Origin of the sequence: Kribbella antiqua, assembly GCF_004345665.1 — a bacterium.
GTDB lineage: Bacteria > Actinomycetota > Actinomycetes > Propionibacteriales > Kribbellaceae > Kribbella > Kribbella antiqua.
Map to the genome: position 1 here is coordinate 66,147 of NZ_SLWR01000020.1, position 23,160 is coordinate 89,306.

The following is a 23,160-nucleotide window of genomic DNA, read 5'->3' on the forward strand; positions in this document are numbered from 1 at the left end:
TCGGGAGGGCTTTTATGCTTGGCGAACCATGTCCCGAGGAGCTGCGCGACGACGGTGAGCGGTTGTCCGTCGACGAGCTCCGGTCCCGGCAGTTGTCGTTGCTGCAGTCAACGATCAATTCGGCGTACGAGAACGTCCCGCACTATCGGGCCGCGCTGGAGGCGGTCGGCTTCGCGCCCGGCGAGCTGAAGTCGCTGGAGGAACTGAGCCGGTTGCCGTTCACCTCGAAGAAGGAGTTGCGGGACAACTATCCGTTCGGGATGTTCGCCGTACCGCGGTCCGAGGTCGTGCGGGTGCATGCCTCCTCGGGTACGACGGGCCGGCCGACGGTGGTGGGGTACACCCGGCAGGACCTCGACACCTGGGCGGATCTGATGGCTCGATCGATCCGTGCGGCTGGTGGACGTGCGGGCGATGTGTGTCATGTTGCCTACGGCTACGGATTGTTCACCGGCGGGCTCGGTGCGCATTACGGCGCCGAGCGGCTGGGGTGCACCGTCGTACCGGTGTCGGGCGGGATGACGGAGCGGCAGGTCGACCTGATCCGCGACTTCGGCGCCCGGATCATCATGGTCACGCCGTCGTACTTCCTGGCGATTTTGGACGAGATGGAGGAGCGCGGGCTGGATCCGCGCGACACGTCGTTGCAAATCGGGATCTTCGGCGCGGAGCCGTGGACCGAACAGATGCGGGCCGAAGTGGAGAGCCGGACGGGGATGCATGCGGTCGACATCTATGGGCTCTCGGAGGTGATGGGTCCCGGGGTCGCGCAGGAGTGCGTCGAGACCAAGGACGGGTTGCACATCTGGGAGGACCACTTCTACCCGGAGATCATCGACCCGGTCACCGGTGAGGTGCTGCCGGACGGTTCAGTGGGCGAACTGGTCTTCACCACTCTGACCAAAGAGGCGTTCCCGGTCCTGCGGTATCGCACCCGCGACCTGACCCGGCTGCTCCCCGGCACCGCGCGACCCGGGATGCGCCGGATGGAGAAGATCACCGGCCGCACCGACGACATGATGATCGTCCGCGGCGTCAACGTCTTCCCCAGCCAGATCGAGGAACAGATCCTCCTGGTCGACGGCCTCACCCCGCACTACCTCTGCGTCCTCACCCGCCCCGGCCGCCTGGACGAACTCACCGTCCAGGTCGAAGCCACCCCCGACCTCACCGACCACCCCACCGCCGCCGCAGCCCTCACCCGCCGCATCAAAGACCGCATCGGCGTCACCGCCACCGTCGAAGTACTAGCCCCCCACGCCCTAGAACGCTCCCTAGGCAAAGCCAAACGCATCAAGGACAACCGCAACCTGTAGTTGCCTACGGCATCGGTAGCTGCAGCGGGGTTGAGGGTGCGAACACCTTCTCGGGACCTTGGACATCTGGGTGGTTCGGAGCGCGGTGGGTGGTGCTCGTTGCTGGTCCGCCGGGGTCTTGTGAGCCGCGGCGGAGGACGCCGGGGAAGCCGCCTTGGCTGTCGCGGATGCGCTCCCACCCCTGCTCGCGACCTTCGGCGGCGATCTCGATCAGCAGGTCGCGGCCGTCGTGCGCGAGGCCGGACCAGGCGAGCGGATACCGCCGGCCGGCCCGGGATCGCAGCGCGACCGCCGCCTCGCCGATCGCCTGCAGCGAGAGACCGGTCCGCCGGAGTTGCCGGAGCATGTGGGTGTCGACCAGCCCGGCGAACGTGATCGTCGGCTCACCACGCCCACCCTGGCGCGCCTCGAGCGCCCTCGAACGCAGCCAGTCGCCCAGCGTGGTCGCGGGCAGTCCGAGATGGAGTGCCACCTCGGCGCGCGTGTACACCGGCAGGTCGAACCGAGGATCCACGTCTCACCTCTTCGCGCGGTGCGGGCGCTGTCGTGCCGTCCGAGCATGCCATGCCCCGGGTCTCACCTTGTGCACCCACCGACCATTTCGTAGCGGGAAAAGTGATTGGTGGGTGCGCAAGGTCGCGGTGTACGGTGCGACTGCTGGAGGGATCGACACCCCGGCTGCGGAGAGGAGGTGAGCGCGTTGTCGAGTCAGACTGTCGTGCCACCCGTCCGCGACCCTCGCGGCTAGAGGTGGCTCCATCACCAAGGAGCTTTTGAATGACTCATCGAAACCTGGGCGGTGGCGTATGAGACCGCCGCTCACCGGAGACGAGCGCACCCAGCTGGTCGGGTGGCTTGACCACCTGCGTTCGCTGGTGCGGATCAAGTGCGACGGGCTCGGCGAGACCGATGCCCACCGCAAGGTTCTGCCGACCTCGCCACTGATGACGGTGGCCGGGCTGGTCGCCCATCTGCGCTGGGTCGAGTACTCGTGGTTCAGCCAGAATCTGCTCGGCACACCGGATCACGGCGAGACGCCCTGGACCGAGGGCGGCCATCCGGACGCCGAGATGTTCGTGGACGGCGTGCCGCTCGCCAAGCTGCTGGACGAGTACGACGCCGAGTGCGCCCGCTCCAACGAGATCGTCGCCGGGTTCGCGCTCGACGACGTGGAGCGCGCCAAAAGCATCCGCGACAGCGGAGATTCGGCGTCGCTGCGGTACATCCTCTGTCACATGATCGAGGAGACCGCGCGGCACCTCGGGCATCTCGACATCATCCGGGAACTGCTCGACGGCGCGACCGGGTACGAGCAGCTGGACTGATCCGCCCTCATTGACCGGATAGTCTTCGCGGAGATAATCTCTGCGAAGACTATCCGATCCCGGGGAGGCACATCATGTGGGTTCACGAGCACGCCGCGGAGACCGCCGTACCGCGGCAGAAGATCTGGGCGGCGCTGGCGGACATCGACAGCTGGACGGCGTGGGACACGTCGATGGCCGAGATCAAGCTGGACGGTCCGTTCGCGGTCGGCAGCACGGTGTCGATGACGCCGATCGGGCAGGACCCGATCCGGTCGACGATCGTGGCGATCGACGAGGGGACGACGTACGCCGACGAGACGGTGTTCGGAGGCACCGTGCTGCGGTTCAGCCACACCCTCAGCTCGCTGCCTGGTGGTCTGACCCGGATCGTGCACCGGCTCGAGATCAGCGACGACGAAACGGGCGCGGAGCTCGGCCCGATGATCACGGCGGACTTCCCCGAAGCGATGGAAGCTCTGATCGCGTACGCCGACAACGCATGACCGGCACCCGTTTCGCGGGCGGTCCGGCCGAGAGCCCCGGCTTCCTGCTCTGGCATGTGACGCTGCGCTGGCAGCGAGCCGTCACCGCCGCGCTGGCCCCGCTCGACCTCACCCACGTCCAGTTCGTGCTACTCGCCTGCGCGTGGTGGCTGGCCGAAGAGGGCAAGACACCGACCCAGGTCGAGCTCGCCGGCCAGGCCGGTACCGATATCAAGATGACGTCGCAGGTCCTGAAAACCCTGGAAAACAAGGGCCTGCTGGAACGTCGCCCGTCCACCACCGACACCCGCGCCAAGACCGTCCACCCGACCCACGCCGGCCGCGCACTCGCGCGCCGCGCCGTCGCCGAGGTCGAATCCGTCGACGCGGAGTTCTTCACGCCCGTCAACAGCACAACTCTGACCAGGACCCTCACCCGCTTGATCGACTAACCCGCAGACAGCGCTGCCAAGGGGTGGATAAGATGTCCGGGATCTGGCACGGGGTAGCGACAAGAGGTGTGATGAGGGAACCCTCCGTACGCCGTTACTCCGGGCGATCAGTCGAGGAGTGGAAGGCCGCGCGCCGGGAGCGATTGCTCGCCGCCGCACTGGAGTTGTTCGGGACCGAGGGCTATCCCGCGACTTCGGTGGAACGCCTGTGCAGCAAGGCGAAAGTGTCCACCCGGCACTTCTACCACGAATTCCAGAACAAGGAAGCCGTGCTGCTCGCGGTGCACGCGCAGGTGATCGAGCTGACCGTCCGCACCACCGGCGACGCATTACGTCGTACGGCGGACAAACCGGTGCGGGAGCGGATCGTGGCGGCCGTCGACGGCTATCTGCGGACGATCATGACGGACCTGCGCCGGGCCCGGATCTCGTTCGTCGAAGTGGTCGGCACCAGCCCGGCGGTCGAGGAGCAGCGGATCGCGTTCCGGGAGCTGCTGATCGCCAGCGTGAAGGATCTCGGCGACACCGCGGTCGCGCGCGGCGAGATCAAGCGCAAAGACTTCCGGTTCCTCGGCCTGGCCTTCTTCGGCGCGGTGAACACGGTCGTCTACGACTGGATGCTGACCGACCCGCGTCCGCCAGAGCAGAAGGTACAGAAGGCGTTGCGCGAGCTGGCCGTGCAGCTCATGACGAGCTGACGTACCGCTTCCGCAGCTCGGCGACGGCGTCGTCCCGGGTCAGCGAGGCGCCGTCGTTGTACACCGTCTCGAACGCCTCGGCGCCGAGGATCTCGCGGAGTCGGTCGAAGCTGCCCTGGACGTCCCCGTCGGCGACAGTCCGCATTCCGCGCATCGCTGCCGCGAGGCCGAGCGTTCGCGCGGCCAGCTCGGACTCCCCGGCCAGCAGCTCCACATCCGCCGCGGCCTCGACGATGACGGACGCGAGCGGCATGTCTTCGGTGCTCAGGGCAAGTTCCACCGACTGCCGGCCGTGGTCGCGGGCCTCGTCAAGCTCGCCTCGGGCCGTGGCAACCCGGCTGAGGTTGGACAGCATCATGGCCAGACCGTGCGGTGCCATCCGCTCGGCCTTCAGGTCGAGCATCGAGTACGCCCGCTCGGCCAGCTCCTTCGCCTCGTCGAGCTTGCCGGTACGGCGGGCGATCCGCGACATGCCCATGAACGCCATCCCCTGAGCGGGGCGCGAACCACTCTCCTCGCCCTGCTGGAGCGTGCGCTGCAGATCGGCCCGCGCACCGTCGAGATCGCCGAGCTCGATCTTGTACGCCGCCGCCGAGCCGAGCAGCTGCGTCAGCCCATCGGTGGTGCCGAGCTCGGCGAGCAGATCCAGCGCCTCGGCCAGCGACGCCAGTGCGCCGGCGTGATCGCCTCGGGCACCCTGATAGCTGGACAGCCCGCGCAGGGCCATCGACGTCCCCCACCGGTCGCCGAGCGTCCGGAAGCCGTCGAGGGCGATCGCCAGATCCGCGGCCATCTCGTCGGTCCGGCCTTCGTTCTCCTTGAACATCGCGGACATCATCACGCCCATGTTCCGGGTCCACGGATCGGGGTGCTGGCGGGCCTCGTCGAGCTCGCGGAACGCGGCCGCCTTGTCGCGGCGGAGCATCGCCCACACGGTGTTGGTGAAGCGGCCGGTGGCGGAATCGGCGACGTCCGGGTGGCGCCGGCTCAGCCAGCGAACCTGGGCCAGCCCGCGGAGCACCCGGTCGACGCTGGCGATCGGATCCTCACCACTCGACAACGTCCCGAGTGAGTGCAGCATCAAGGCCGTCGCCCGGTCGATCGGGTCGCTCGGCCCGCGGACGGCGAGGGCGGCCTCCATCCAGGTGACCGCCTCGGCCGGCCTGCCGCTCATGTTCCAGTACTCACCGAGCGCCGAGACGAACTCGACCGCGACGTGGGCCGAACCGGTGTCGATCGCGAACCGCAGCGCGTCGAGCAGGTTCTCGTTGTCGGCGTTCAGCCGGGCGATCCACTGGATCTGCTCCCGCGACCGCAGGTTCGGCCGTGCCTGTCGCAGCAGCCTGCTGAAGTACGTCGTGTGCGCCTGCCGGAAGCGCTCGTACTCGCCGTGGGCGTCGAGTTGTTCGGCGCCGTACGCGCGTACTGTTTCGAGCATCCGGTAGCGCACCGACCGGTCGTCCGCGGCGGCTTCGACCAGCGATTTGTCGACAAGAGACGCCAGTACGCCGAGCACGGACTCGGACGGAAGGTTGTCGTCGCTGCACACCTGCTCGGCGGCCTCCAGCGTGGCGCCGCCGGAGAACAGCGAGAGCCGACGGGCGACCGCCTGCTCGTCGGGATCGAGTAGGTCCCAGCTCCACTCCACCACCGCACGCAGCGTCTGGTGTCGCGGCAGGGCGGTCCGTGAGCCACTGGTCAGCAGCCGGAACCTGTCGGTCAGCCGGTCGACTATCTGCGTCGGCGTGAGTGCGCGCAGGCGGGCCGCGGCCAGCTCGATCGCCAGCGGCATGCCGTCCAGGCGCCGGCAGATCTCGGCGACCGCCGCCCGGTTGGCGTCGATCAGGGCGAAGTCCGGCCGGACAGCGCGGGCGCGGTCGACGAAGAGCTGCATCGCCGGGTAATCGCCGTCCACGCTGTCGTCCGGCGGCAAGGCGAGCGGGCCGACCGGATGCAAGTGCTCACCGGAGATGCTCAACGGCTCGCGGCTGGTCGTCAGCACTCGGAGCCGCGGACAGGCCGCGAGCAACGAGTCGACCAGACCGGCCACCTCCTGCACCAAATGCTCACAGTTGTCGAGGACCAAGAGGACCCGGCGGTCCGCGATCACTTCGACCAATCGCGCGGTCGCGGCGCGGCTGGTCGGGAAGTGCTTGGAGATCGTCGTCGGCGGCAGGTCGACGTACTCACTCGCTCCGAGCGCCGAGAGCACCGCTGGCGCCACGTCAGCCGCGTTGCCGAGTGGTGCGAGTTCCACGAACCAGATGCCGTCGCCACTCTGCTCTACCAGCGACCGCCCGGTCTCGGTCGCCAGTCTGGTCTTGCCTGCACCGCCCGGACCCACCATGGTTACCAGGCGCGTGCCGTCGCTCAGTAGGCGCGCCAGCTCGGACACGTCCTCCCGCCGGCCGACGAAGCTGTTCAGGGGTGCCCGGAGGTTGCTTCGCCGCTGTGGCGCAGTTGGCGCCGGTACGGCGGTCGCCGTCGGATCGAGGGAGTCACCGCGCAGTACGGCGACGTGTAGCTCGCGCAGGCGGGTTCCGGGGTCTACACCGAGCTCATCCGCCAGAGTGGTCCGCACCCGCTCGTACGCCGCCAGTGCCTCGGCTTGGCGGCCGTCGGCGTACAGGGCTCTGATCAGGAGCTCGTGGAGTCGCTCGCGGAGTGGGTGCGCGGCGGTGAGGCGCTCGAGCTCGGAGATGAGCTCACGGGCGTGGCCGCAGCGGACTGCGGCTTCGGCGAGGTCCTCGGTGGTGGCGAGCCTGAGCTCAGCCAGGCGGTCCGCTTCGACCGCGGCGAACGGCAGGTCGCGGAGGTCCGTCAGGGCGTCACCGCGCCAAAGCTTCTCCGCTTGAGTCAGCAGCGTCTGCGCCTTCGCCGGGTCGGAGCCGAGCAACCCGCGACCTCGTCGTACCAGGTCCTCGAACTGGAGGGCATCGACGCAGTCGGGGCCGATGGTCAGCGTGTAGCCGGCCGGGCCGGACTGGACCGAGATGCTCGACTCGGTCGCCGGGAGGCTGGCGCGCAGGCGGGAGACGAGGGACTGCAGTGCGTTCGCGCTCGGGGCTTCGCTGCCCCACAGGCCGTCCACGAGGGTCTCGACACCGACTGGGCGACCCGCGCTCAGGGCCAGTCTGGCGAGCAATCCGCGCAGCCGGACTCCGCGGACGTCCAGCGGAGTCCCGTCGGCCGCCCACATCGCGAGAGGCCCAAGCACCGCTATGCGCACCGGTCCAGCCTCGCACATACCCCGACCAAATCCCCTGCCTTTTGTCATCTCGTACGTCTAGGCTCGGCAGTCGTGACCGATATCGCCGCGCAGACGCAGACCGCTCTCACCCGCATCGTCGCCGAACGTCAGGCCAAAGGCCGAGTGCCCGGAGTGGTTGGCGCCGTCGCCCGCGCCGGGTCGCTGGCCTGGTCGCACGGCGCCGGCTCGGCCGACCTGGACCAGCCGGGCGTGCCGCCGTCGGCCGACTCGCAGTTCCTGATCGCGTCGCAGAGCAAGACGCTCACCGCGGTCGCCGTCATGGCGCTGCGCGACGAGGGCAAGCTCAAGCTCGACGACACGGTCGAGCAGCTGATCCCGGAGAGCAAGCACGAAGGCATCACCGTGCGCCAGCTGCTCAGCCACGCCAGCGGGATGCAGCGCGAGCCGGTCGGCGACGTCTGGGACGTGATGCGCTTCCCGGACCGGACCGAGCTGGTCTCCGGCTGGAACGACGCCGAGCGGATCGGCAAGCCGCACCACCGGTTCCACTACTCGAACCTGGCTTTCTCGATCCTCGGCGAGATCGTCGCCAGGGTCGACGGCCGGCCCTGGTACGACGCGATCAAGGCGCGGATCCTGGACCCGCTGGAGATGCGCCGTACGACGGTCGGCATGGACGGCGGACCCGCCGCCACCGGGTACTACGTGCCGCCGTTCTCCGACGTACCGGTGCGGGAGCAGCTGCTCGACATCGGCGCGATGGACGCGTGTGGCGGTCTGGCGAGTACGGCGGACGACCTCGCCAAGTGGGCGATGTTCGTCGCGAACCCGATCGACGAGGTGCTGTCGAAGGACACCGTGGACGAGATGTGCCAGGTGCAGATCATGGCGGACATGGACCGCTGGCAGCTCGCGTTCGGCCTCGGCTTCATGCTGCTGCGCCGCGGTGACCGCGTCTTCGTCGGCCACGACGGCGGGATGCCGGGTCACATCACCTCCACCTTCGTGCACCGCGCTTCGGGCACGGCCGGCATCGCCCTGCAGAACTCGACCTCCGCCCCGTCGCCCGGCCTCCTGGCCACCGACCTGCTGATCAAGGTTCTCGAAGACGACCCGCTGCCGGAGCAGCCCTGGGTCCCCGGTACGACGATCCCGCCGGAGCTGTCGGGCGTCCTCGGCACCTGGTTCTCCGAAGGTGTCCCGTTCGTCTTCTCCGTCAAGGCAGGCACCCTCCAGGCCAAATCCCCACAAGCCGCTGAACACTTGGCCCCGGCCGTCTTCGAACGCATCTCCGACGACCTCTACCGCACCATCTCCGGCCGCGAAGCCGGCGAACTCCTCCGCATCACCCGCACCCCCGACGGCACCCCCGAAAAGTTGCACTGGGCAACCTACCTCTGCACCCGCCACCCCTTGGCCTTCGGCGAACACCTCCAATGAGTCATTTGCCCAGGACCGGATCGTCGGTTAGCCTTTGAGCATCCCCCCAGTTGCTTCGGTGACTGGGTGCGAGGTCCCACTTCGGTGGGGCTTCTGCTTTTCACCAGCCCGGCGGCTTGTGGATGGTCGAGCCCGCGCTGTCCACGACCCGCGGCGGAAACTGACTGGCACCAAGCACCCCCGGCCGGATCTGCTTCGCAAACGTCGGCCGACAGCGCAGCAACCGCTGACTCGCCACCGGCTGAGGGTTGAGCAGGCCCACCACCTTCCCGAGCTCATGGCAGACGATCCGGATCGGCTCGGTCAGGTCCGAGTCGTTGCTCACGACGGCGAACGCCTCGGCATCGTCCCGGAAAGCGTCCACCAGCAGGTACGTCGCCAGGTTGACATCGGAACCCTTCTCCTCGGTCTTGATGACCTCCACGGTCCGTGGCCCGGTGGTGGGAGGGTTTGCCAGCAGCATTCGAGTCGGCTTGGTGAGAAAACTGCCGTAGTGGACGTCGACCTTGGGCAGTGTGCCGAGCGCGCGGAGGTACGCCTGTTGCCGAACGGGCGCCTGCAGATTCCCGGCGCGTTCCTTGACGCGTGCTGTGAAGTACCGGATGCGCTGGACCTCGAACCGGCGCAGCAGGAGCTCACACATCGTCTCGAGGTTCAGCCATTTGTGCGGCTGGCCCTTGAGGCAGCCGTAGTACAGGTTGAAACCGTCGATGTACACGTTGATCCGCACCGCACAAGGCTAGCGACGAGATCCGCGGTTTCTGGTGCTCACAAACGGCTTGTGGATAAGGCTTTTGATCTGCCCCGGGATGGCCGGGGCACGCCGTCGTCAAGTGAGTTCGGTCAGACGCCTGCGGGTGAAATAGATGGTGAGGACGGCGGCGGTGGTTGTGGTTAGGAGGGTGGTGGCGAAGAGGGTGGTGGCGGTGGGGAGGGTCAGGGCGTTGGCCAGGTAGCCGGTGGTTACGGGGAGGAGGGCGGCGGGAAGGTAGCCGCCGATGTTGAGGGCGGCGTTGGCTTCGGCTAGGCGGCTGGGCGGGACGGAGGAGTTGAGGAGGGAGAGTCCTCCTAGCTGGCCTAGGCCTTGGCCTGCTCCGGCTAGTACGGCGGAGGTGATGAGCGCCGGGACGGACGCCAGGCGTACGGCTGTGACCAGCGCGAGCATGCTGAGGATCGTGCTGATCGCGCCGGCGGTGAGGATCGCGTGCCGGGGCAACCGCTGGACGGCGAACTGGACGCCGGTGGCAGCGAAGAACATGACGAACGCCATCCCGCCGGCGACGATCCGGCTGGTGGTGCCGAGCAGACCGGACAGCAGCGACGGCCCAAGCGACAGCACGAACGACGTCGCGGTGATCCCGGGCGCGAACACCACGACGCCGAGCACAAGCTGCAGCCTGTGCTCACGTGGCACACCGGGCACCCGGACCCACGCCCCGCGCGTGTACGGCGGACGTCGTACCGGCATCCGCAGTACGACGAACATCGCGGTGAGCAGGAGCACAGCTTCGACAACGAAGACCGTCACAGTGGGACCGGGGAGTGTCTCGGACAAAACGCCCGCCAGCAAAGGGCCGAGGCCCGCACCGAGCACCATCGCGCACGAGGCGAGCAGCGCGGCGAGACGCTTGCCATCCGGCCCGCCGACGTCGGTGACCGCCGCCATGCCGGCGGAGACGACTGCCCCGACGGCGATCCCGGTGAAGAGCCGGGCAACGATGAGCGTGGCGACACTGCCGGCGGTCGCGAAGATGACGCAGGCTGCCAGCGCGAGACCGAGTGCCGGCAGCAGAACGGGTTTCCGTCCCACGCGATCGGAGACGACGCCGGAGACGAGCAGTGATCCGAGCAGACCGACGATGTAGAACGCGAAGATGACCGTCAGCGTGCCCTTCGAGAAGCCGAGCTCGTGCTGCCACAGCACATACAGCGGAGTGGCCGCGTTGGACAGGATGAAGACGGCCGTCACCGGCCACGCGGCCAGCCAGACCCAGCCGGTCCCGTCGACTCGCTCGGCGGCAGGCGCCGCGACCTCAACCATGACTCTCCTCCTCGTAGTACGACTTTTTTCGAACCTAACACGTAGTACGATAAAAGTCGTACATAGGGAGAATCGATGGACCTACCTGAACCGCTGCCCGAGCCGGCCGTGGACGAGATCCGGCTGGAGCACGTCTTCGCCGCCCTGAGCGATCCGCTGCGCCTGGAGATCGTGCGAAAGCTGTTGCTGGAGTCGGAGGCGTTCGACCACTCGTGCGGATGGTTCGGGTTCGACCGGCCGAAGTCGACGCTCACCCATCACTTCAAGGTGCTGCGCGAGGCGGGCGTGACCCGTCAGCGCCAGTACGGCCTCGAGCGGCGCAGCCACGTCCGCACCGACGACCTCAACGCCCGCTTCCCCGGCCTCCTCGACCTGGTCACCACGGACAAACGGCGGTGAGGCCAGAGCCTCACCGCCGTTTGCCGGGGGTTTCAGGTACGGCGGCGGTACGCGCGGATCGCGAGAGGTGCGAAGACCGCGATCAGGCCGACCATCCAGGCGAGGGTGATCAGTAGCGGCTTCTGGATGTCGCCGCCGAGCATCAGGCCGCGCATTGTGTCGACCAAATATTTAACCGGGTTAACGTTGACGAAGGCGCGCAGGAAGCCCGGCAGAGTGTTGGTCTGGACGAAGACGTTGCTGCCGAAGGTGAGCGGAAACATCACCAGGAAGGCGACGCCCTGGACCCCCTGGGCGGTGCGCAGCTTCAGCCCGAGCCAGACCCAGATCCAGCACATCGACAGCGCGAACAGCAGCACGATCACTAGCGCGAGTACGCCGTTGCCGACGCCGTTCTGGAATCGGAACCCGAGCGCGAACCCGGTGCCCATCAGGATCACGATCGACAGCGTGTAGCGGACCGCGTCGCCGAGGACCGCGCCGACCAGCGGCGCCACCCGGGCGATCGGCAGACTGCGGAAGCGATCGAAGACGCCTTTGGCGAAGTCGTCGTTCAGCCCGACGCCGGTGCCCATCGTGGAGAAGACCACGGTCTGCACGAGCAGGCCCGGCAGCAGGAACGGCAGGTAGTCGTGCCAGCTGCCACCCTGCGCGATCGCGCCGCCGAACACGAACAGGAACAGCACCAGGAAGATGATCGGCTGGAACGTCACGTCCGCCAGCGCTTCCGGGTTCTGCCGGATCCGGACAATGTTGCGCCAGGCAAGCGTCAGGCTCTGCTCGACCCAGGCGAACGGCCGGCTCCGGCGGGCCGCGTGGGCCGGTGCTTCAATCGTGGCCGCGCTCATCGGCCCGCTCCTTCCAGGACTGCGTCTTGCGGACGCGATTCGGCGGTGTGCCCGGTCAGCGCGAGGAAGACCTCGTCCAGACTCGGCAGCCGCAGGGCCAGTTCGGTGACGGCGATGCCTTCCTCGTCGAGGCGCCGTACGACGACCGGCATCGGCGTACCGTCGCTGACGGGAGCACTGACGAGGGTGTTCACCACGTCGACGTGCGGCCGTACGCCGACCGATTCGGCGACGATCGCGGCGACGCGTTCGAGATGCGCGGGCTCGGCCGGGCGGACGTCCAGCGACTGCTTGCCGGCCTGCGCCTTGAGCTCGGCCGGCCGCCCGGAGGCGACCACCTTGCCGTGGTCGAACACCATGATCGAGTCGGCCAGTGCGTCGGCCTCCTCCAGGTACTGCGTGGTGAGCAGCACCGTGGTCCCGTCGAGCACCAGGTTCCGGACCGTCTCCCAGACGCCGTTGCGGGCGTGCGGGTCGAGGCCGGTGGTGGGCTCGTCGAGGTAGAGGACGCTTGGGTCGCCGACCAGGCTGGCGGCCAGGTCGAGGCGCCGGCGCATACCGCCGGAGTACGTCTTGGCGATCCGCTCACCGGCGTCGGTGAGCTCGAATCGCTCCAGCAGGTCGTCCGCCTTGGCCCGGGCCTGGGCCCGCGAGTACCCGAGCAGCCGGCCGATCATGATCAGGTTCCGGCGGCCGGACATGTCCTCGTCGACCGAGGCGTACTGCCCGGTCAGGCCGATGATCTCGCGCACCTTGCCGGCGTCGCGGACGACGTCGTACCCGCCGACCGTCGCCTGTCCGGCGTCCGGGCGGAGCAGCGTGCCGAGGATGCGGACCGCCGTGGTCTTGCCGGCGCCGTTCGGGCCGAGGACCCCGAGCACGGTGCCGGTCGGCACGCTCAGGTCGACGCCGGCCAGGGCGGTCGTGTTGCCATATCTCTTGACCAAGCCGGTTGCCTCGATGGCGACCTGGTTCGTTGTGGTCATCGGTTCCTCCCAGTGGACTCACTTCACTGGGACTACCGTCGCGGACCGCCCTGGCACGGCCCTGGCGTTCGGCTGACAGCCCGTGCCAGCCCGCTGAGATCAGCCTTTCAGCGGGACGATCTGGTTGGCCAGGAGGGCTTCGTACGCCTCGGGGTTGTAGCGGGCCAGGTGGCCGCGGGCCTTGCGGCGGTACTTGAGGATCTGCCGGGTGCCGATCGCCCACAGGACGTACTGGAACGCCAGCGCCCACTTGAAGTCGGTGATGGTCTGAGGCGCTCCACCGGACGACGCGTCCAGCAGGACGCCGACCATGCCGATGCAGATCAGCGTGGCGATGAACCCACCGGTGTTGACCATCCCGTTGGCAGCACCGAACCGCGTCGCCGGGTTGAACGTACGCGCGTAGTCCAGCCCAAGCATCGACCCAGGCCCACCAGCCGCCTGTACGACGATCAGCAGCAGGAGCACCGGCATCGGCGCCTGACCAGGCCAGAGCAGTACGACGGTCCACATCACCACTGAGCCCGCGATCACGGCCAGCACGATCCAGGACCGGTAGAACGGGAAGCGTGCGGCGTACCGGCCCACCACAGGCCCGTAGCAGAGGCCTGCCAGCACCGGCAGGATCAGCAACGCGGCAGCGGTCGTCGGCGCCAGCCCTTCACCGCGGACGAGGAACGGGTAACCCCACAGCAGGCCGAACGTACTGCCGGAGAAGTTGGTGGTGAAGTGCGTCCACAGCCCGAGCCGAGTGCCCGGCTCCTTCCACGCCCGCCGCAGGTTGTTCCGCACCTCGGTGAGTGACTGCTTGGTCCGGTGCAGCGGCTCGTCGTACGGCGTGTCCTTGATCAGGAACAGTACGGCGATACCAGTCACCAGACTGAGCACACTGGCACCGGCGAACGTGCTGGTCCAGCCGAAGGAGTGGAAGGCGGCAGCCATCGGCACGGTCGAGACGATCGCACCGACACCACCGAGCATTCCGGTGGCCTGAGACATCACCGGCTGCCGCAGCGCGGGGAACCACGACATCACGACGCGCAGCACGCTGATGAAGACCAGTGCGTCACCCACACCCAGTACGGCGCGTGCAGCAAGCGCAGCCGGGTACGAGTCGACCAGGCTGAAGGCAGATTGCGCTACGAACAGCAGGCCGGACGCAGCGATCAGCAGCCGCTTGGAGCCGTACCGATCCAGCAGTACGCCGACAGGCACCTGCATGGCGGCGTACACAGTCAGCTGTACGACGGTGAAGCTGGCCAGCGCGGAGGCGGAGATGTGGAAGCGCTCAGCGGCCTGCAGACCGGCCACACTCATAGAGCCGCGGTGTAGGACCGTCACGAGGTAGGTGAAGACGGCTGCGGCCCACACCGCCCAGGCGCGACGTCCGCCCAGGGGGAAGAGGAGTTCGGTCAACGCGAGCTCCGCAGGTCCGTCGCGGCCTCGTTGATGTGGGTGACGACCAGTTCGCGGAAGCGCTTCACGCTGTTGCCGCCGAGCGCGTCGATCATCTCCTGGTGCGCGGCGATGGACTTGTCCATCCGGGCCGGCTGCACCTCGATGCCGGGCACGCCCATCCGGACCTGCCGGTCGCGCAGGCTGTTGTAGAGCTTGGCCAGGATTTCGTTGCCAGCGGCACCGACAATCGCCTCGTGGAAGGCGCGGTCCGCCTCCAGGAAGCTCTTCGCGTCACCGGCCTTGCGGTGCGCGCGCATCTCGTCGACGTGCTGAGTGAGGGTCTCGATCAGCTGCTTGCGGCGCGGCCAGACCTTGGCGGCCGCGTGCGTCTCGATCAGCTCCCGGGCTTCGAGGACGTCGTCGATCTCCTGCGGCAGCACCGGGAGGACGAGGGCGCCGCGCTTCGGGTACAGCTTCACCAGGCCGGACTCCTCCAGCCGCAGGAGCGCCTCACGCACCGGAGTCCGGGACACCCCGACCGCCGTGGCCAGCTCGCCCTCGGTGACCAACTCGCCGCCCGGGTACGCCCGGTCCAGGATGGCGGCCTTCACGTAGGCGTAAACCCGCTCGGCCGCGGGGATCTTCTCCACCCCCGGCCCCGCCTCGGCGACCACCCGCGCGATCTCCGCGGTCTCGTCCCCCAACTGGAAGTCGGACACTTCCGCCCCGCCACTCACCGCGAACCCCTTCACCCATGCATCTCGTATCTCTGTTGTATCTATGCTAAATGCACAGGCAATCCACCGCTCGAGCGATCTCGTCCCCACCTTGTCCACGAGTTATCCACAGGCGTATCCACAAGTGTGGGTAACTGAGCGTGAACTGATGAGCATTCGGTAGTGACAGATGCAGGGTTTCCCCTGCGTTGTGGATGAAGAAGTCCGCAGCGCCAGAAGTCGCTCTAAAGTCTCGGGTTACTGTCCCGTACCGCCCCGAGGAGACCCGCGTGATCCGCTCCCGTTCCCGCCGGTTGACCGCCGGCCTCGCCGTCGCCGCGCTCGCCGCGACGTCACTCGGCTCCGCGACGGCTCACGCCGTACCGGCTGAAGACGCTGTGCCTGGGCCGCTGATGAACTACGTGGTGAACACGAAGGCGTCGCCTGGGCATGTGCGCAAGGTCGAGCAGGCGGTGAAGGCGGCCGGTGGCACGGTCGTGCAGTCGTACGCCCAGCTCGGCGTCGTGATCGCGCAGTCGACCAACGCCGACTTCCGCGCCGACATCCGCTCCAGCCACTACGGCCGCGAGGTCGAATCCGTCGGCGCCACCCGCACCGCTGCCGTCAGCGAAGGCCCAGCCGGTACGACGTCGATCGACGACACCGAGGCAACCCCGGCGGCGGATCCGCGCGAGGGTGAGCAGTGGGACATGGTCCAGATCAAAGCGGACCAGGCACACCAGATCACCGACGGCTCCCGCCGGGTCCTGGTCGGCATCAACGACAGCGGTGTCGACGACAGCCACCCCGACCTCGCGCCGAACTTCGATGCGCGCCGATTCGGTGAGCTGCGTCGACAACGGCGTACCGGACACGACCGAGGGCGCGTGGCGGCCGACCACCAGCTCGCACGGCACGCACGTCGCCGGCACGGTCGCGGCCGCGCGCAACGGCGTCGGCATCGTCGGCGTCGCGCCCGGTGTGCGGATCGCGTCGGTGAAGGTCGTCAACGACGATGGCTACATCTACCCGGAGTACTCGATCTGCGGGTTCGTGTGGGCGGCCGAGCACCACATGGACGTGACGAACCACAGCTACTTCATCGACCCGTACCAGTTCTGGTGCAAGGACAACGGCGACCAGGGTGCGGTCCAGGAAGCGGTCCGACGAGCCGTCGACTACGCGACCAACCACGGCGTCCTGTCCGTCGCGGCGGCCGGCAACTCGAACTACGACCTGTCCAACAAGACCACCGACAGCAGCAGCCCGAACGACTCGACCGCAGTCACGCGGACCATCGACAACAACTGCCTCGACATGCCGACCGAGCTGCCGGGCGTGATCACCGTCGCGAGTACGACGTCGGCGCGGGCGAAGAGCGGGTTCTCCAACTTCGGGCTGAACACGATCGACGTCGCGGCGCCGGGCAGCGCGATCCTGTCGACGCTGCCAGGCGGCCGCTACGGCACCATGAGCGGTACGTCGATGGCGTCGCCACACGTGACCGGTGTCGCCGCGCTGATGAAGTCGGCCCACCCGTGGTGGGGCCCGCGCGAGCTCGAAGCGGCGCTGCGCCGGCAGGCCGACGACACCGCCTGCCCGACCACCCCGGACGCCCGCTGCACCGGGACGACCGCCAACAACGCCTTCTTCGGCGAAGGCATCGCCGACTCCCTGGACGCCGTCCAGCGAGGCTGGTAACCCCAGACCGAGAGGGGGTCCACCGCCCGGGATCCCCTCTCCTCAGTGCCTCGTCGAGGAACGTTGGTGCCTCTAGCGGTGGTCCAGGCGTTCGCTGGCAAGGCGGAGGAGGAGAGCAATGCGGAGCATTGCGCGACGACGACAACGCCGCCAGCGGGCGTCTGGGGCGCCGATAGAGGTGCCGAACGTTTCTCGACGAGGCACTAGCTCACACTGATCAGAACGATGCCGCCGACCACCACGGCGGCGGCGATCGCGCGGCGCGGGCCGAAGCGCTCGCCGAAGAAGATGGCGCCGATGATCGCGCCGAAGATGATGCTGGTCTCCCGCAGCGCCGCGATCGCCGCCAGCGTCCCGCGCGTCTGCGCCCACAACACCAGCCCGTACGCCGCCATCGACACGACTCCACCGCCGAGCCCGGACAGCACAGCCGACTGCGGCTGCTTGAAAACAGCGGGCCCACGCCAGCACAGCGCCACAATCGGCACGATGAACCCCTGGATCATGAAGACCCAGCCCATGTACGTCGCTACCGGCATCTTGTGCACAGCGAGACCGTCGACCACCGTGTAGGCGGCGATCGACAGACCGGTCCCGAAGGCGGCAAGCAGCGCCGCGGTCTGCGCCCGACCAGCGCTCCGTCCGATGAACACCAGCCCGATCAGCCCCGCCGAAATGAGCAGCACCCCGGCGAGCTCGGCCGGCGCAAGACTCTGGTGCAGTACGACGATCGAGACCACGGCAACCACCCAGGGCGACGTACCGCGGGCCAGCGGGTACATCTGGCTGAACTGACCAAGCTGGTACGACGCGAGCAGACCGCCGTAGTACACGAGATGCAGCACGATCGAGGCGATGATGTACGGCCAGGTTCCGGACGGCGGCGGCCCGGTCACGATGATCGCGATCAGCCCGGCGACCCCCGACGCCAGCCCAAGCAACGCAAAGCCGGCCAGCCGATCCGGCACCCCATGCGCCATCGCATTCCACGTCGCATGCAACACCGCCGCCCCAAGCACCGCCATCAGCACCAGCACGCCCCCCCACCCTCTCATCGCGGAAGATCCGGGGCAGGCAGGTTTACGCAGGGCAGACGAAGGCCCGGGTGGACGGATCCACCCGGGCCTTCGTGGAGTGCGTCGTACTAGAACATCAACGCACGAGCTGGGTCCTCGAGGATGCCGGCGACGTCGGCGAGGAAGGTGGAGCCCTTTTCGCCGTCGATCAGGCGGTGGTCGAAGGAGAGCGCGAGCGTGGTGATCCAGCGGGGGACGATCTGGTCGTCGACCACCCACGGCTGCTTGCGGACCGCGCCGAAGGCGAGGATTGCGGCCTCGCCGGGGTTGATGATCGGCGTACCGGCGTCGACGCCGAAGACGCCGACGTTGGTGATCGTGAACGAGCCGCCGGCCTGGTCGGCCGGTTGGGTCTTGCCCTCGCGGGCGACGGCGACCAGGTCGTTCAGCGCCCGGCACAGGTCGGGCAGGGTGAGCGAGTCGGCGTTCTTGATGTTCGGCACGATCAGGCCGCGCGGGGTGGCCGCGGCGATGCCGAGGTTCATCGCACCGCGGTAGACGATCTCCTGGGCCGGCTCGTCCCAGGCCGCGTTCACGATCGGCGTACGGCGAGCTGCCAGGGTGACGGCCTTGGCGACGATCAGCAACGGCGAGACCTTGAGGTCGCGGAACGCCTTGTCCGTCTTCAGCCGCTCGACCAGTTCCATGGTCTCGCTGACATCGACGGTGATCCACTCGGTCACATGCGGTGCGGTGAACGCGCTGGCCACCATCGCCTGCGCCATCACCTTCTGCACCCCCTTCACCGGCACCCGAGTGTCCTCCCGCCCACTCACCACCGGCTGACCTTCCACCACGGCAGGAGCCACGGCCGGCGCCTCAGCCGGCGCCGCCGCGTACGCCTCGACGTCCTGCCGGGTGATGATCCCACCCGCCCCGGACGGCGTCACCGCGGTCAGATCCACCCCAAGATCCTTGGCCAGCTTCCGCACCGGCGGCTTCGCCAGCACATGCACGGAACCCGGTTCATTGCTCTTGGCAACAACTGGCTCAGGCTCGGGAATCTGTGCGGCGCCTACTCCACTGGTGGCCATCGCACCCGGCGCCGTACTCGGCTGTGCTCCGACCGGAGCCGGCTCAGCTGGGGCAGCACCCTTGCGGGGGCGGCGTTTGGCTTCTGTGGTTCGAGGGCCGTAGCCGACGAGGACCGCCGTACGGCCGCCGCCCGGCGCGTCACTCTTACCCGCTTCGGGCTCGGGGATGGCCGGAACAAGGTCCTCGGTGAGTGCGTCGTCGTCGGCCGACTCGGTCTGTACGGCGATGATCGGCGTGCCGACCGGGACTGTTTCGCCCTCGGGGACGAGGAGTTCGGTGATCGTGCCGGCGAACGGGACCGGGAGTTCGACCAGCGACTTCGCTGTCTCGATCTCCACAACGGTGTCGTTGAGCTTGACCGTGTCGCCCGGCTTGACCTTCCAGCTGACGATCTCGGCCTCGACCAGGCCCTCACCCACGTCGGGGAGGCGGAACTGCTGGATGCCCATCAGTACTCCATCACCCGGTCGACCCCGTCGAGTACCCGGTCCAGGTCGGGCAGGTACTCCTCCTCCATCCGCGACGGCGGATACGGGGTGTCGTACCCGGTGACGCGCAGCACCGGCGCCTCCAGGTGGTAGAAGCACTCCTCGGTGACCCGGGCCGCGATCTCCGACCCCGGCCCGAGCGTGTACGGCGCCTCGTGCACCACGACGGCTCGGCGGGTCTTACGAACCGACGCGAAGATCGTCGCGAGGTCCAGCGGCGAAATTGTCCGCAGGTCGACGACCTCGAGCTGCCGTCCGTCCTCGGCCGCGGCCTCGGCCGCCTGTACGCACGTCTTCACCATCGGCCCGTAGCAGAACAACGTCGCATCGGTGCCTGAACGGACCACCTTCGCCTGGTGCAGCGGCAGCGCCGGCGGCACCGACTCGTCCAGCTCCGCCTTCTCGTGGTAGCGCCGCTTCGGCTCGAAGAAGATGACCGGGTCGTCGGAGGCGATCGCCTGCTGGATCATCCAGTACGCGTCCACCGGGTCGCCGCAGGACACCACCTTCAGGCCGGGCACGTGCGCGAACAGCGTCTCCGGCGACTCCGAGTGGTGCTCGACCGCGCCGATGCCGCCGCCGTACGGGATCCGGATGACGACCGGCATCTTGATCCGGCCCATCGACCGGTAGTGCATCTTCGCGACCTGGCTGATGATCTGGTCGTACGCCGGGAAGACGAACCCGTCGAACTGGATCTCGCAGACTGGCCGGTACCCGCGCAGCGCCAGGCCGACCGCGGTGCCGATGATGCCGGACTCGGCCAGCGGGGTGTCGATCACCCGGTCCTCGCCGAAGTCCTTCTGCAGACCTTCGGTGACCCGGAAAACCCCGCCGAGCTTGCCGATGTCCTCGCCCATCACGACGACCTTGGGGTCGGCCTCCATCGCGGCCCGCAGGCCGGCGTTGATGCCCTTGCCGAGAGTGATCTTCGTCATCGCTCAGCCCTCGCCTTCGAACGAAGCGGCGTACGCGGCGAACTGCTCCCGCTGCTCCGCCAGCTGCGGCGTCTCCTCGACGTACACGTGCTGGAAGAAGTCGGTCAGCTCCGGGTTCGGCAGCGACAGGCAGCCGGCCCGCAGTTCGGCGGCGATCTTGTCCGCCTCGGCGTCGACCTCGCCGAAGAAGTCCTGGTCGACCCCGGCGGAGCGGGTCAGGTACGCCCGGACGCGCTGGATCGGGTCCTTGAGCTTCCAGTGCTCGAGGTCCTCGCTCAGCCGGTACTTGGTCGGGTCGTCGGAGGTGGTGTGCGCGCCCATCCGGTACGTGTATGCCTCGACCAGCGTCGGGCCGCTGCCCTCGCGGGCCCGCTTCGTCGCCTGCTGGGTGACGGCGTACGTCGCGAGTACGTCGTTGCCGTCGACGCGGATACCGGGGAAGCCGAAGCCGGCCGCGCGCTGGTACAGCGGGATCCGGGTCTGCCGGTCGATCGGCTCGGAGATGGCCCACTGGTTGTTCTGGCAGAAGAACACGACCGGCGCGTTGAAGACCGAGGCCCAGATGAACGCCTCGTTCACGTCGCCCTGGCTGCTGGCGCCGTCACCGAAGTACGCGATCGTGCACTCGCCGTTCTCGGCGTCGCCGATGGCGTGGTCGCGCTGCTGGCCCATCGCGTACCCGGTCGCGTGCAGCGTCTGGGCGCCGATCACGATCGTGTACAGGTGGAAGTTGTTGTCCTTCGGGTCCCAGCCGCCCTGGTCGACGCCGCGGAACAGACCGAGCAGCCGCAGCGGGTCGACGCCCTGGCACCAGGCGACGCCATGCTCGCGGTACGTCGGGAAGACCATGTCCTTGCTGTTGAGGGACCGGGCGGAGCCGACCTGGGCGGCCTCCTGGCCGAGCAGCGACGCCCACAGCCCGAGCTCACCCTGCCGCTGCAGCGCGGTCGCCTCGGTGTCGATCCGGCGGACCAGGGTCATGTCCCGGTAGAAGCCCTTGATCGCCTCGTCGTCGAGGTCGAACGAGTAGTCCGGGTGCTCGACGCGCTCGCCTTCGGGCGTCAGCAGCTGGACGAACTCGACCTCCTCGGAGGCCTGGGGTGGACTGACCGGCGCCTCGTGGGGCGCGAACACTTCCGGGGCACTCCCCGGCATCGACTCACTCACAAGCACTCCTCGGGTTCGAGCGCGGGATCGCCGCGACCGCAACGTTGCACGGGGCCGGCCCCTTCAGCCGGGTGAGGCTTCGCAGGCAGGACCGCGTGGATCCAGGGGGTTGAGCACTGTCTTGCAGTGGACCTCCTCACTGGTCTCACTGCCCATCTTGCCGGACACCGTAACCGTCAGGTCGCTGATCCGCTAACTGTCTGGACGCTTGCGGGTACGGCGGTACCGAAACGGGTCCAGGGCTGAGACACCAGTCCATCAATTGGTCCTATTGTCGCGCTTGTGACAGGCGCTGCGCACCCGGTGCGAGATGTGTCACAGATGCGTACCGATTACGGCAGTTTCTCGAGCCGGATCAGCTTGAAGTTGGTGCCTTCGCGGTCGCCGTCACCAGGCGTGTTCTCCCCGTCATGCACCGCGAACAAGCCGTGCGGGAACAGCGGCCCGAGCGCCTGAGTCGTTACCGCCGCGCCATCACTGTGCTGTACGCCGTCCGCCGCCGGACCGTCGACCACCCGGAACCCGGCCCGGTAGGTCAGCTTGCGCCCGTCGATCCGGTAGACCGCGAAGGTCGAGTCGCCCTGGCTCGACGCGTACAGCGTCCGTACACCATTCCGGTAGGCGATCGTGAGGCCCTCGGCGGCGGCGCTGAGGTGCTTCCCGGCGTCAGCGCTGACCGGACCGGTCGGCTCGCACTCCTCGGTCTCCTCGTTGTACGTCGCCGGCTGGCCGAACTCACGGACCTTCTCGACCAGCTCGGGCTTCCCGTTCCGAGGGATGCGCCAGATGCCGACGTCCTCCTGAGCGGCGTACAGGTCATTGGTGGTGGTGTCGAAGACCATGCCCTCGAGCTGCGGCCGGTCGCCGGGCTCCTCGCACGGGCTCCAGGTGCTGCCATCGGTCAACTTGAAGCTGCTCGGGAGGTCGACCCTGCCGAGGCGGCGGTAGGTGACCTTGCCCTTGCCGTCCGGAACCAGCCGGAAGAGCCGACCCGAGTCTCGCTGCGCCGGGTCACCGCGACGATCGGCTGCCCCTGAACCGTGGTCGCGGCCAGACCGTAAGCCGTCCGCTGCTCCTGGACCTCCTCGGTGTCCTTGCTGAACACGAGCGGAGCGTCGGCACTGGTGACATCGGTCAGCCTGCCCGCCTTGACGGCGTACGTGCGGAGCTGGTCACGGCCGCGGTCCGTCACGACTGCGAGGTTCCGACCAGGTCGACATTGTTGAACCGGCCCGGCTCCTGGTCCGGCGCGGGCGCCGGCCGCGTGGCGAACCGCTGTACTTCCTTGCCGGTGAGGTCGAAGACGGTCAGCCCGCCGTTCTTGAGCGTTCCGAGTACGACGCTGCGCTCGGGGTGCTGCTGGTCGACCCAGATGGCCGGGTCGTCGGCTCAGTACCGGGCACCCTTCCCGGTCCGCATGGCGTGGCGGGAAACAGCGGATTGCTGACCGGAAACCGCCTT

The 23,160-nt window shown here is 68.2% G+C and carries 24 protein-coding genes; 8 read left to right on the forward strand and 16 right to left on the reverse strand.

Annotation, left to right across the window (positions count from 1 at the left end):
* Window positions 1-14: 14 nt before the first annotated feature.
* Window positions 15-1,316, forward strand: coding sequence for a phenylacetate--CoA ligase PaaK (gene paaK / locus EV646_RS37710; RefSeq protein ID WP_132157462.1), 1,302 nt, complete (start codon window positions 15-17; stop codon window positions 1,314-1,316).
* A 4-nt stretch (window positions 1,317-1,320) separates the two neighbouring features.
* Here paaK and EV646_RS37715 read toward each other — a convergent pair whose 3' ends face one another.
* The gene (locus EV646_RS37715; protein WP_132157464.1) at window positions 1,321-1,830 is read right to left on the reverse strand and encodes a hypothetical protein; all 510 of its coding nucleotides are present in this window, start codon (window positions 1,828-1,830) and stop codon (window positions 1,321-1,323) included.
* 292 nt (window positions 1,831-2,122) lie between these two features.
* Between EV646_RS37715 and EV646_RS37720 the strand changes: the two genes are divergently transcribed.
* From EV646_RS37720 to EV646_RS37735, 4 genes are all read left to right on the forward strand, one after another.
* Window positions 2,123-2,641, forward strand: coding sequence for a DinB family protein (locus tag EV646_RS37720; RefSeq protein ID WP_132157466.1), 519 nt, complete (start codon window positions 2,123-2,125; stop codon window positions 2,639-2,641).
* 74 nt (window positions 2,642-2,715) lie between these two features.
* Window positions 2,716-3,126 (forward strand): SRPBCC family protein, encoded by a 411-nt coding sequence (locus EV646_RS37725; RefSeq protein WP_132157468.1) that lies wholly within the window; start codon window positions 2,716-2,718, stop codon window positions 3,124-3,126.
* Window positions 3,123-3,557 (forward strand): MarR family winged helix-turn-helix transcriptional regulator, encoded by a 435-nt coding sequence (locus tag EV646_RS37730; protein WP_132157470.1) that lies wholly within the window; start codon window positions 3,123-3,125, stop codon window positions 3,555-3,557. The genes EV646_RS37725 and EV646_RS37730 overlap by 4 nt, the downstream gene beginning before the upstream one ends.
* Window positions 3,558-3,628: 71 nt before the next feature.
* A complete protein-coding gene (locus EV646_RS37735) occupies window positions 3,629-4,255 on the forward strand; it encodes a TetR/AcrR family transcriptional regulator (RefSeq protein ID WP_132157472.1) in 627 nt (208 codons plus the stop codon).
* On the opposite strand, the gene EV646_RS37740 is transcribed toward EV646_RS37735, so the two are convergent.
* Entirely contained in the window at window positions 4,242-7,484 is a 3,243-nt protein-coding gene (locus EV646_RS37740) for an AfsR/SARP family transcriptional regulator (RefSeq protein ID WP_158291125.1), read from the reverse strand. The two genes, EV646_RS37735 and EV646_RS37740, sit on opposite strands and share 14 nt — an antisense overlap.
* A 72-nt stretch (window positions 7,485-7,556) precedes the next feature.
* On the opposite strand from EV646_RS37740, the gene EV646_RS37745 reads away from it, so the two are divergent.
* Window positions 7,557-8,906, forward strand: coding sequence for a serine hydrolase domain-containing protein (locus EV646_RS37745; RefSeq protein ID WP_132157476.1), 1,350 nt, complete (start codon window positions 7,557-7,559; stop codon window positions 8,904-8,906).
* A 100-nt stretch (window positions 8,907-9,006) separates the two neighbouring features.
* On the opposite strand, the gene EV646_RS37750 is transcribed toward EV646_RS37745, so the two are convergent.
* Entirely contained in the window at window positions 9,007-9,636 is a 630-nt protein-coding gene (locus EV646_RS37750; RefSeq protein ID WP_132157478.1) for an NYN domain-containing protein, read from the reverse strand.
* Window positions 9,637-9,735: 99 nt separating this feature from the next.
* Window positions 9,736-10,947, reverse strand: a complete 1,212-nt coding sequence (locus tag EV646_RS37755) for an MFS transporter (protein WP_132157480.1) — start codon at window positions 10,945-10,947, stop codon at window positions 9,736-9,738.
* Window positions 10,948-11,022: 75 nt separating this feature from the next.
* Between EV646_RS37755 and EV646_RS37760 the strand changes: the two genes are divergently transcribed.
* On the forward strand, window positions 11,023-11,346 hold the full coding sequence (locus EV646_RS37760) for an ArsR/SmtB family transcription factor (RefSeq protein WP_132157482.1): 324 nt from the start codon (window positions 11,023-11,025) through the stop codon (window positions 11,344-11,346).
* A 32-nt stretch (window positions 11,347-11,378) separates the two neighbouring features.
* Here the strand turns inward: EV646_RS37760 and EV646_RS37765 are convergent, their stop codons facing one another.
* From EV646_RS37765 to EV646_RS40485, 5 genes are all read right to left on the reverse strand, one after another.
* On the reverse strand, window positions 11,379-12,194 hold the full coding sequence (locus tag EV646_RS37765) for an ABC transporter permease (RefSeq protein WP_132157484.1): 816 nt from the start codon (window positions 12,192-12,194) through the stop codon (window positions 11,379-11,381).
* Entirely contained in the window at window positions 12,191-13,180 is a 990-nt protein-coding gene (locus EV646_RS37770) for an ATP-binding cassette domain-containing protein (protein WP_132157486.1), read from the reverse strand. Before EV646_RS37770 ends, EV646_RS37765 begins: the two co-directional genes overlap by 4 nt.
* A gap of 99 nt (window positions 13,181-13,279) precedes the next feature.
* A complete protein-coding gene (locus EV646_RS37775) occupies window positions 13,280-14,596 on the reverse strand; it encodes an MFS transporter (protein WP_132157488.1) in 1,317 nt (438 codons plus the stop codon).
* A complete protein-coding gene (locus EV646_RS37780; protein ID WP_241996591.1) occupies window positions 14,593-15,330 on the reverse strand; it encodes a GntR family transcriptional regulator in 738 nt (245 codons plus the stop codon). The genes EV646_RS37775 and EV646_RS37780 overlap by 4 nt, the downstream gene beginning before the upstream one ends.
* 317 nt (window positions 15,331-15,647) lie before the next feature.
* On the reverse strand, window positions 15,648-16,100 hold the full coding sequence (locus tag EV646_RS40485; RefSeq protein WP_241996592.1) for a hypothetical protein: 453 nt from the start codon (window positions 16,098-16,100) through the stop codon (window positions 15,648-15,650).
* A 22-nt stretch (window positions 16,101-16,122) separates the two neighbouring features.
* On the opposite strand from EV646_RS40485, the gene EV646_RS40490 reads away from it, so the two are divergent.
* Complete coding sequence (locus EV646_RS40490; RefSeq protein WP_241996593.1) at window positions 16,123-16,995, forward strand: S8 family peptidase; 873 nt, start codon at window positions 16,123-16,125, stop codon at window positions 16,993-16,995.
* Between the two features lie 203 nt (window positions 16,996-17,198).
* Here EV646_RS40490 and EV646_RS37790 read toward each other — a convergent pair whose 3' ends face one another.
* The 7 genes from EV646_RS37790 to EV646_RS41105 form a co-directional block, all read right to left on the reverse strand.
* Window positions 17,199-18,050, reverse strand: coding sequence for a DMT family transporter (locus tag EV646_RS37790; protein ID WP_132157489.1), 852 nt, complete (start codon window positions 18,048-18,050; stop codon window positions 17,199-17,201).
* 89 nt (window positions 18,051-18,139) lie between these two features.
* Window positions 18,140-19,555 carry a dihydrolipoamide acetyltransferase family protein gene (locus tag EV646_RS37795; protein ID WP_199237475.1) on the reverse strand — a complete coding sequence of 472 codons (1,416 nt, stop codon included), beginning with the start codon at window positions 19,553-19,555 and terminating at the stop codon, window positions 18,140-18,142.
* On the reverse strand, window positions 19,555-20,532 hold the full coding sequence (locus EV646_RS37800) for an alpha-ketoacid dehydrogenase subunit beta (protein ID WP_132157491.1): 978 nt from the start codon (window positions 20,530-20,532) through the stop codon (window positions 19,555-19,557). Before EV646_RS37800 ends, EV646_RS37795 begins: the two co-directional genes overlap by 1 nt.
* Window positions 20,533-20,535: 3 nt before the next feature.
* Window positions 20,536-21,699 (reverse strand): pyruvate dehydrogenase (acetyl-transferring) E1 component subunit alpha, encoded by a 1,164-nt coding sequence (pdhA, locus tag EV646_RS37805; RefSeq protein WP_241996594.1) that lies wholly within the window; start codon window positions 21,697-21,699, stop codon window positions 20,536-20,538.
* Between the two features lie 332 nt (window positions 21,700-22,031).
* Window positions 22,032-22,604 (reverse strand): phytase, encoded by a 573-nt coding sequence (locus tag EV646_RS39670; protein ID WP_199237476.1) that lies wholly within the window; start codon window positions 22,602-22,604, stop codon window positions 22,032-22,034.
* A complete protein-coding gene (locus EV646_RS39675; RefSeq protein ID WP_199237478.1) occupies window positions 22,601-22,891 on the reverse strand; it encodes a hypothetical protein in 291 nt (96 codons plus the stop codon). The genes EV646_RS39670 and EV646_RS39675 overlap by 4 nt, the downstream gene beginning before the upstream one ends.
* Window positions 22,888-23,073 (reverse strand): phytase, encoded by a 186-nt coding sequence (locus EV646_RS41105; RefSeq protein ID WP_199237487.1) that lies wholly within the window; start codon window positions 23,071-23,073, stop codon window positions 22,888-22,890. Before EV646_RS41105 ends, EV646_RS39675 begins: the two co-directional genes overlap by 4 nt.
* Window positions 23,074-23,160 lie beyond the last annotated feature (87 nt).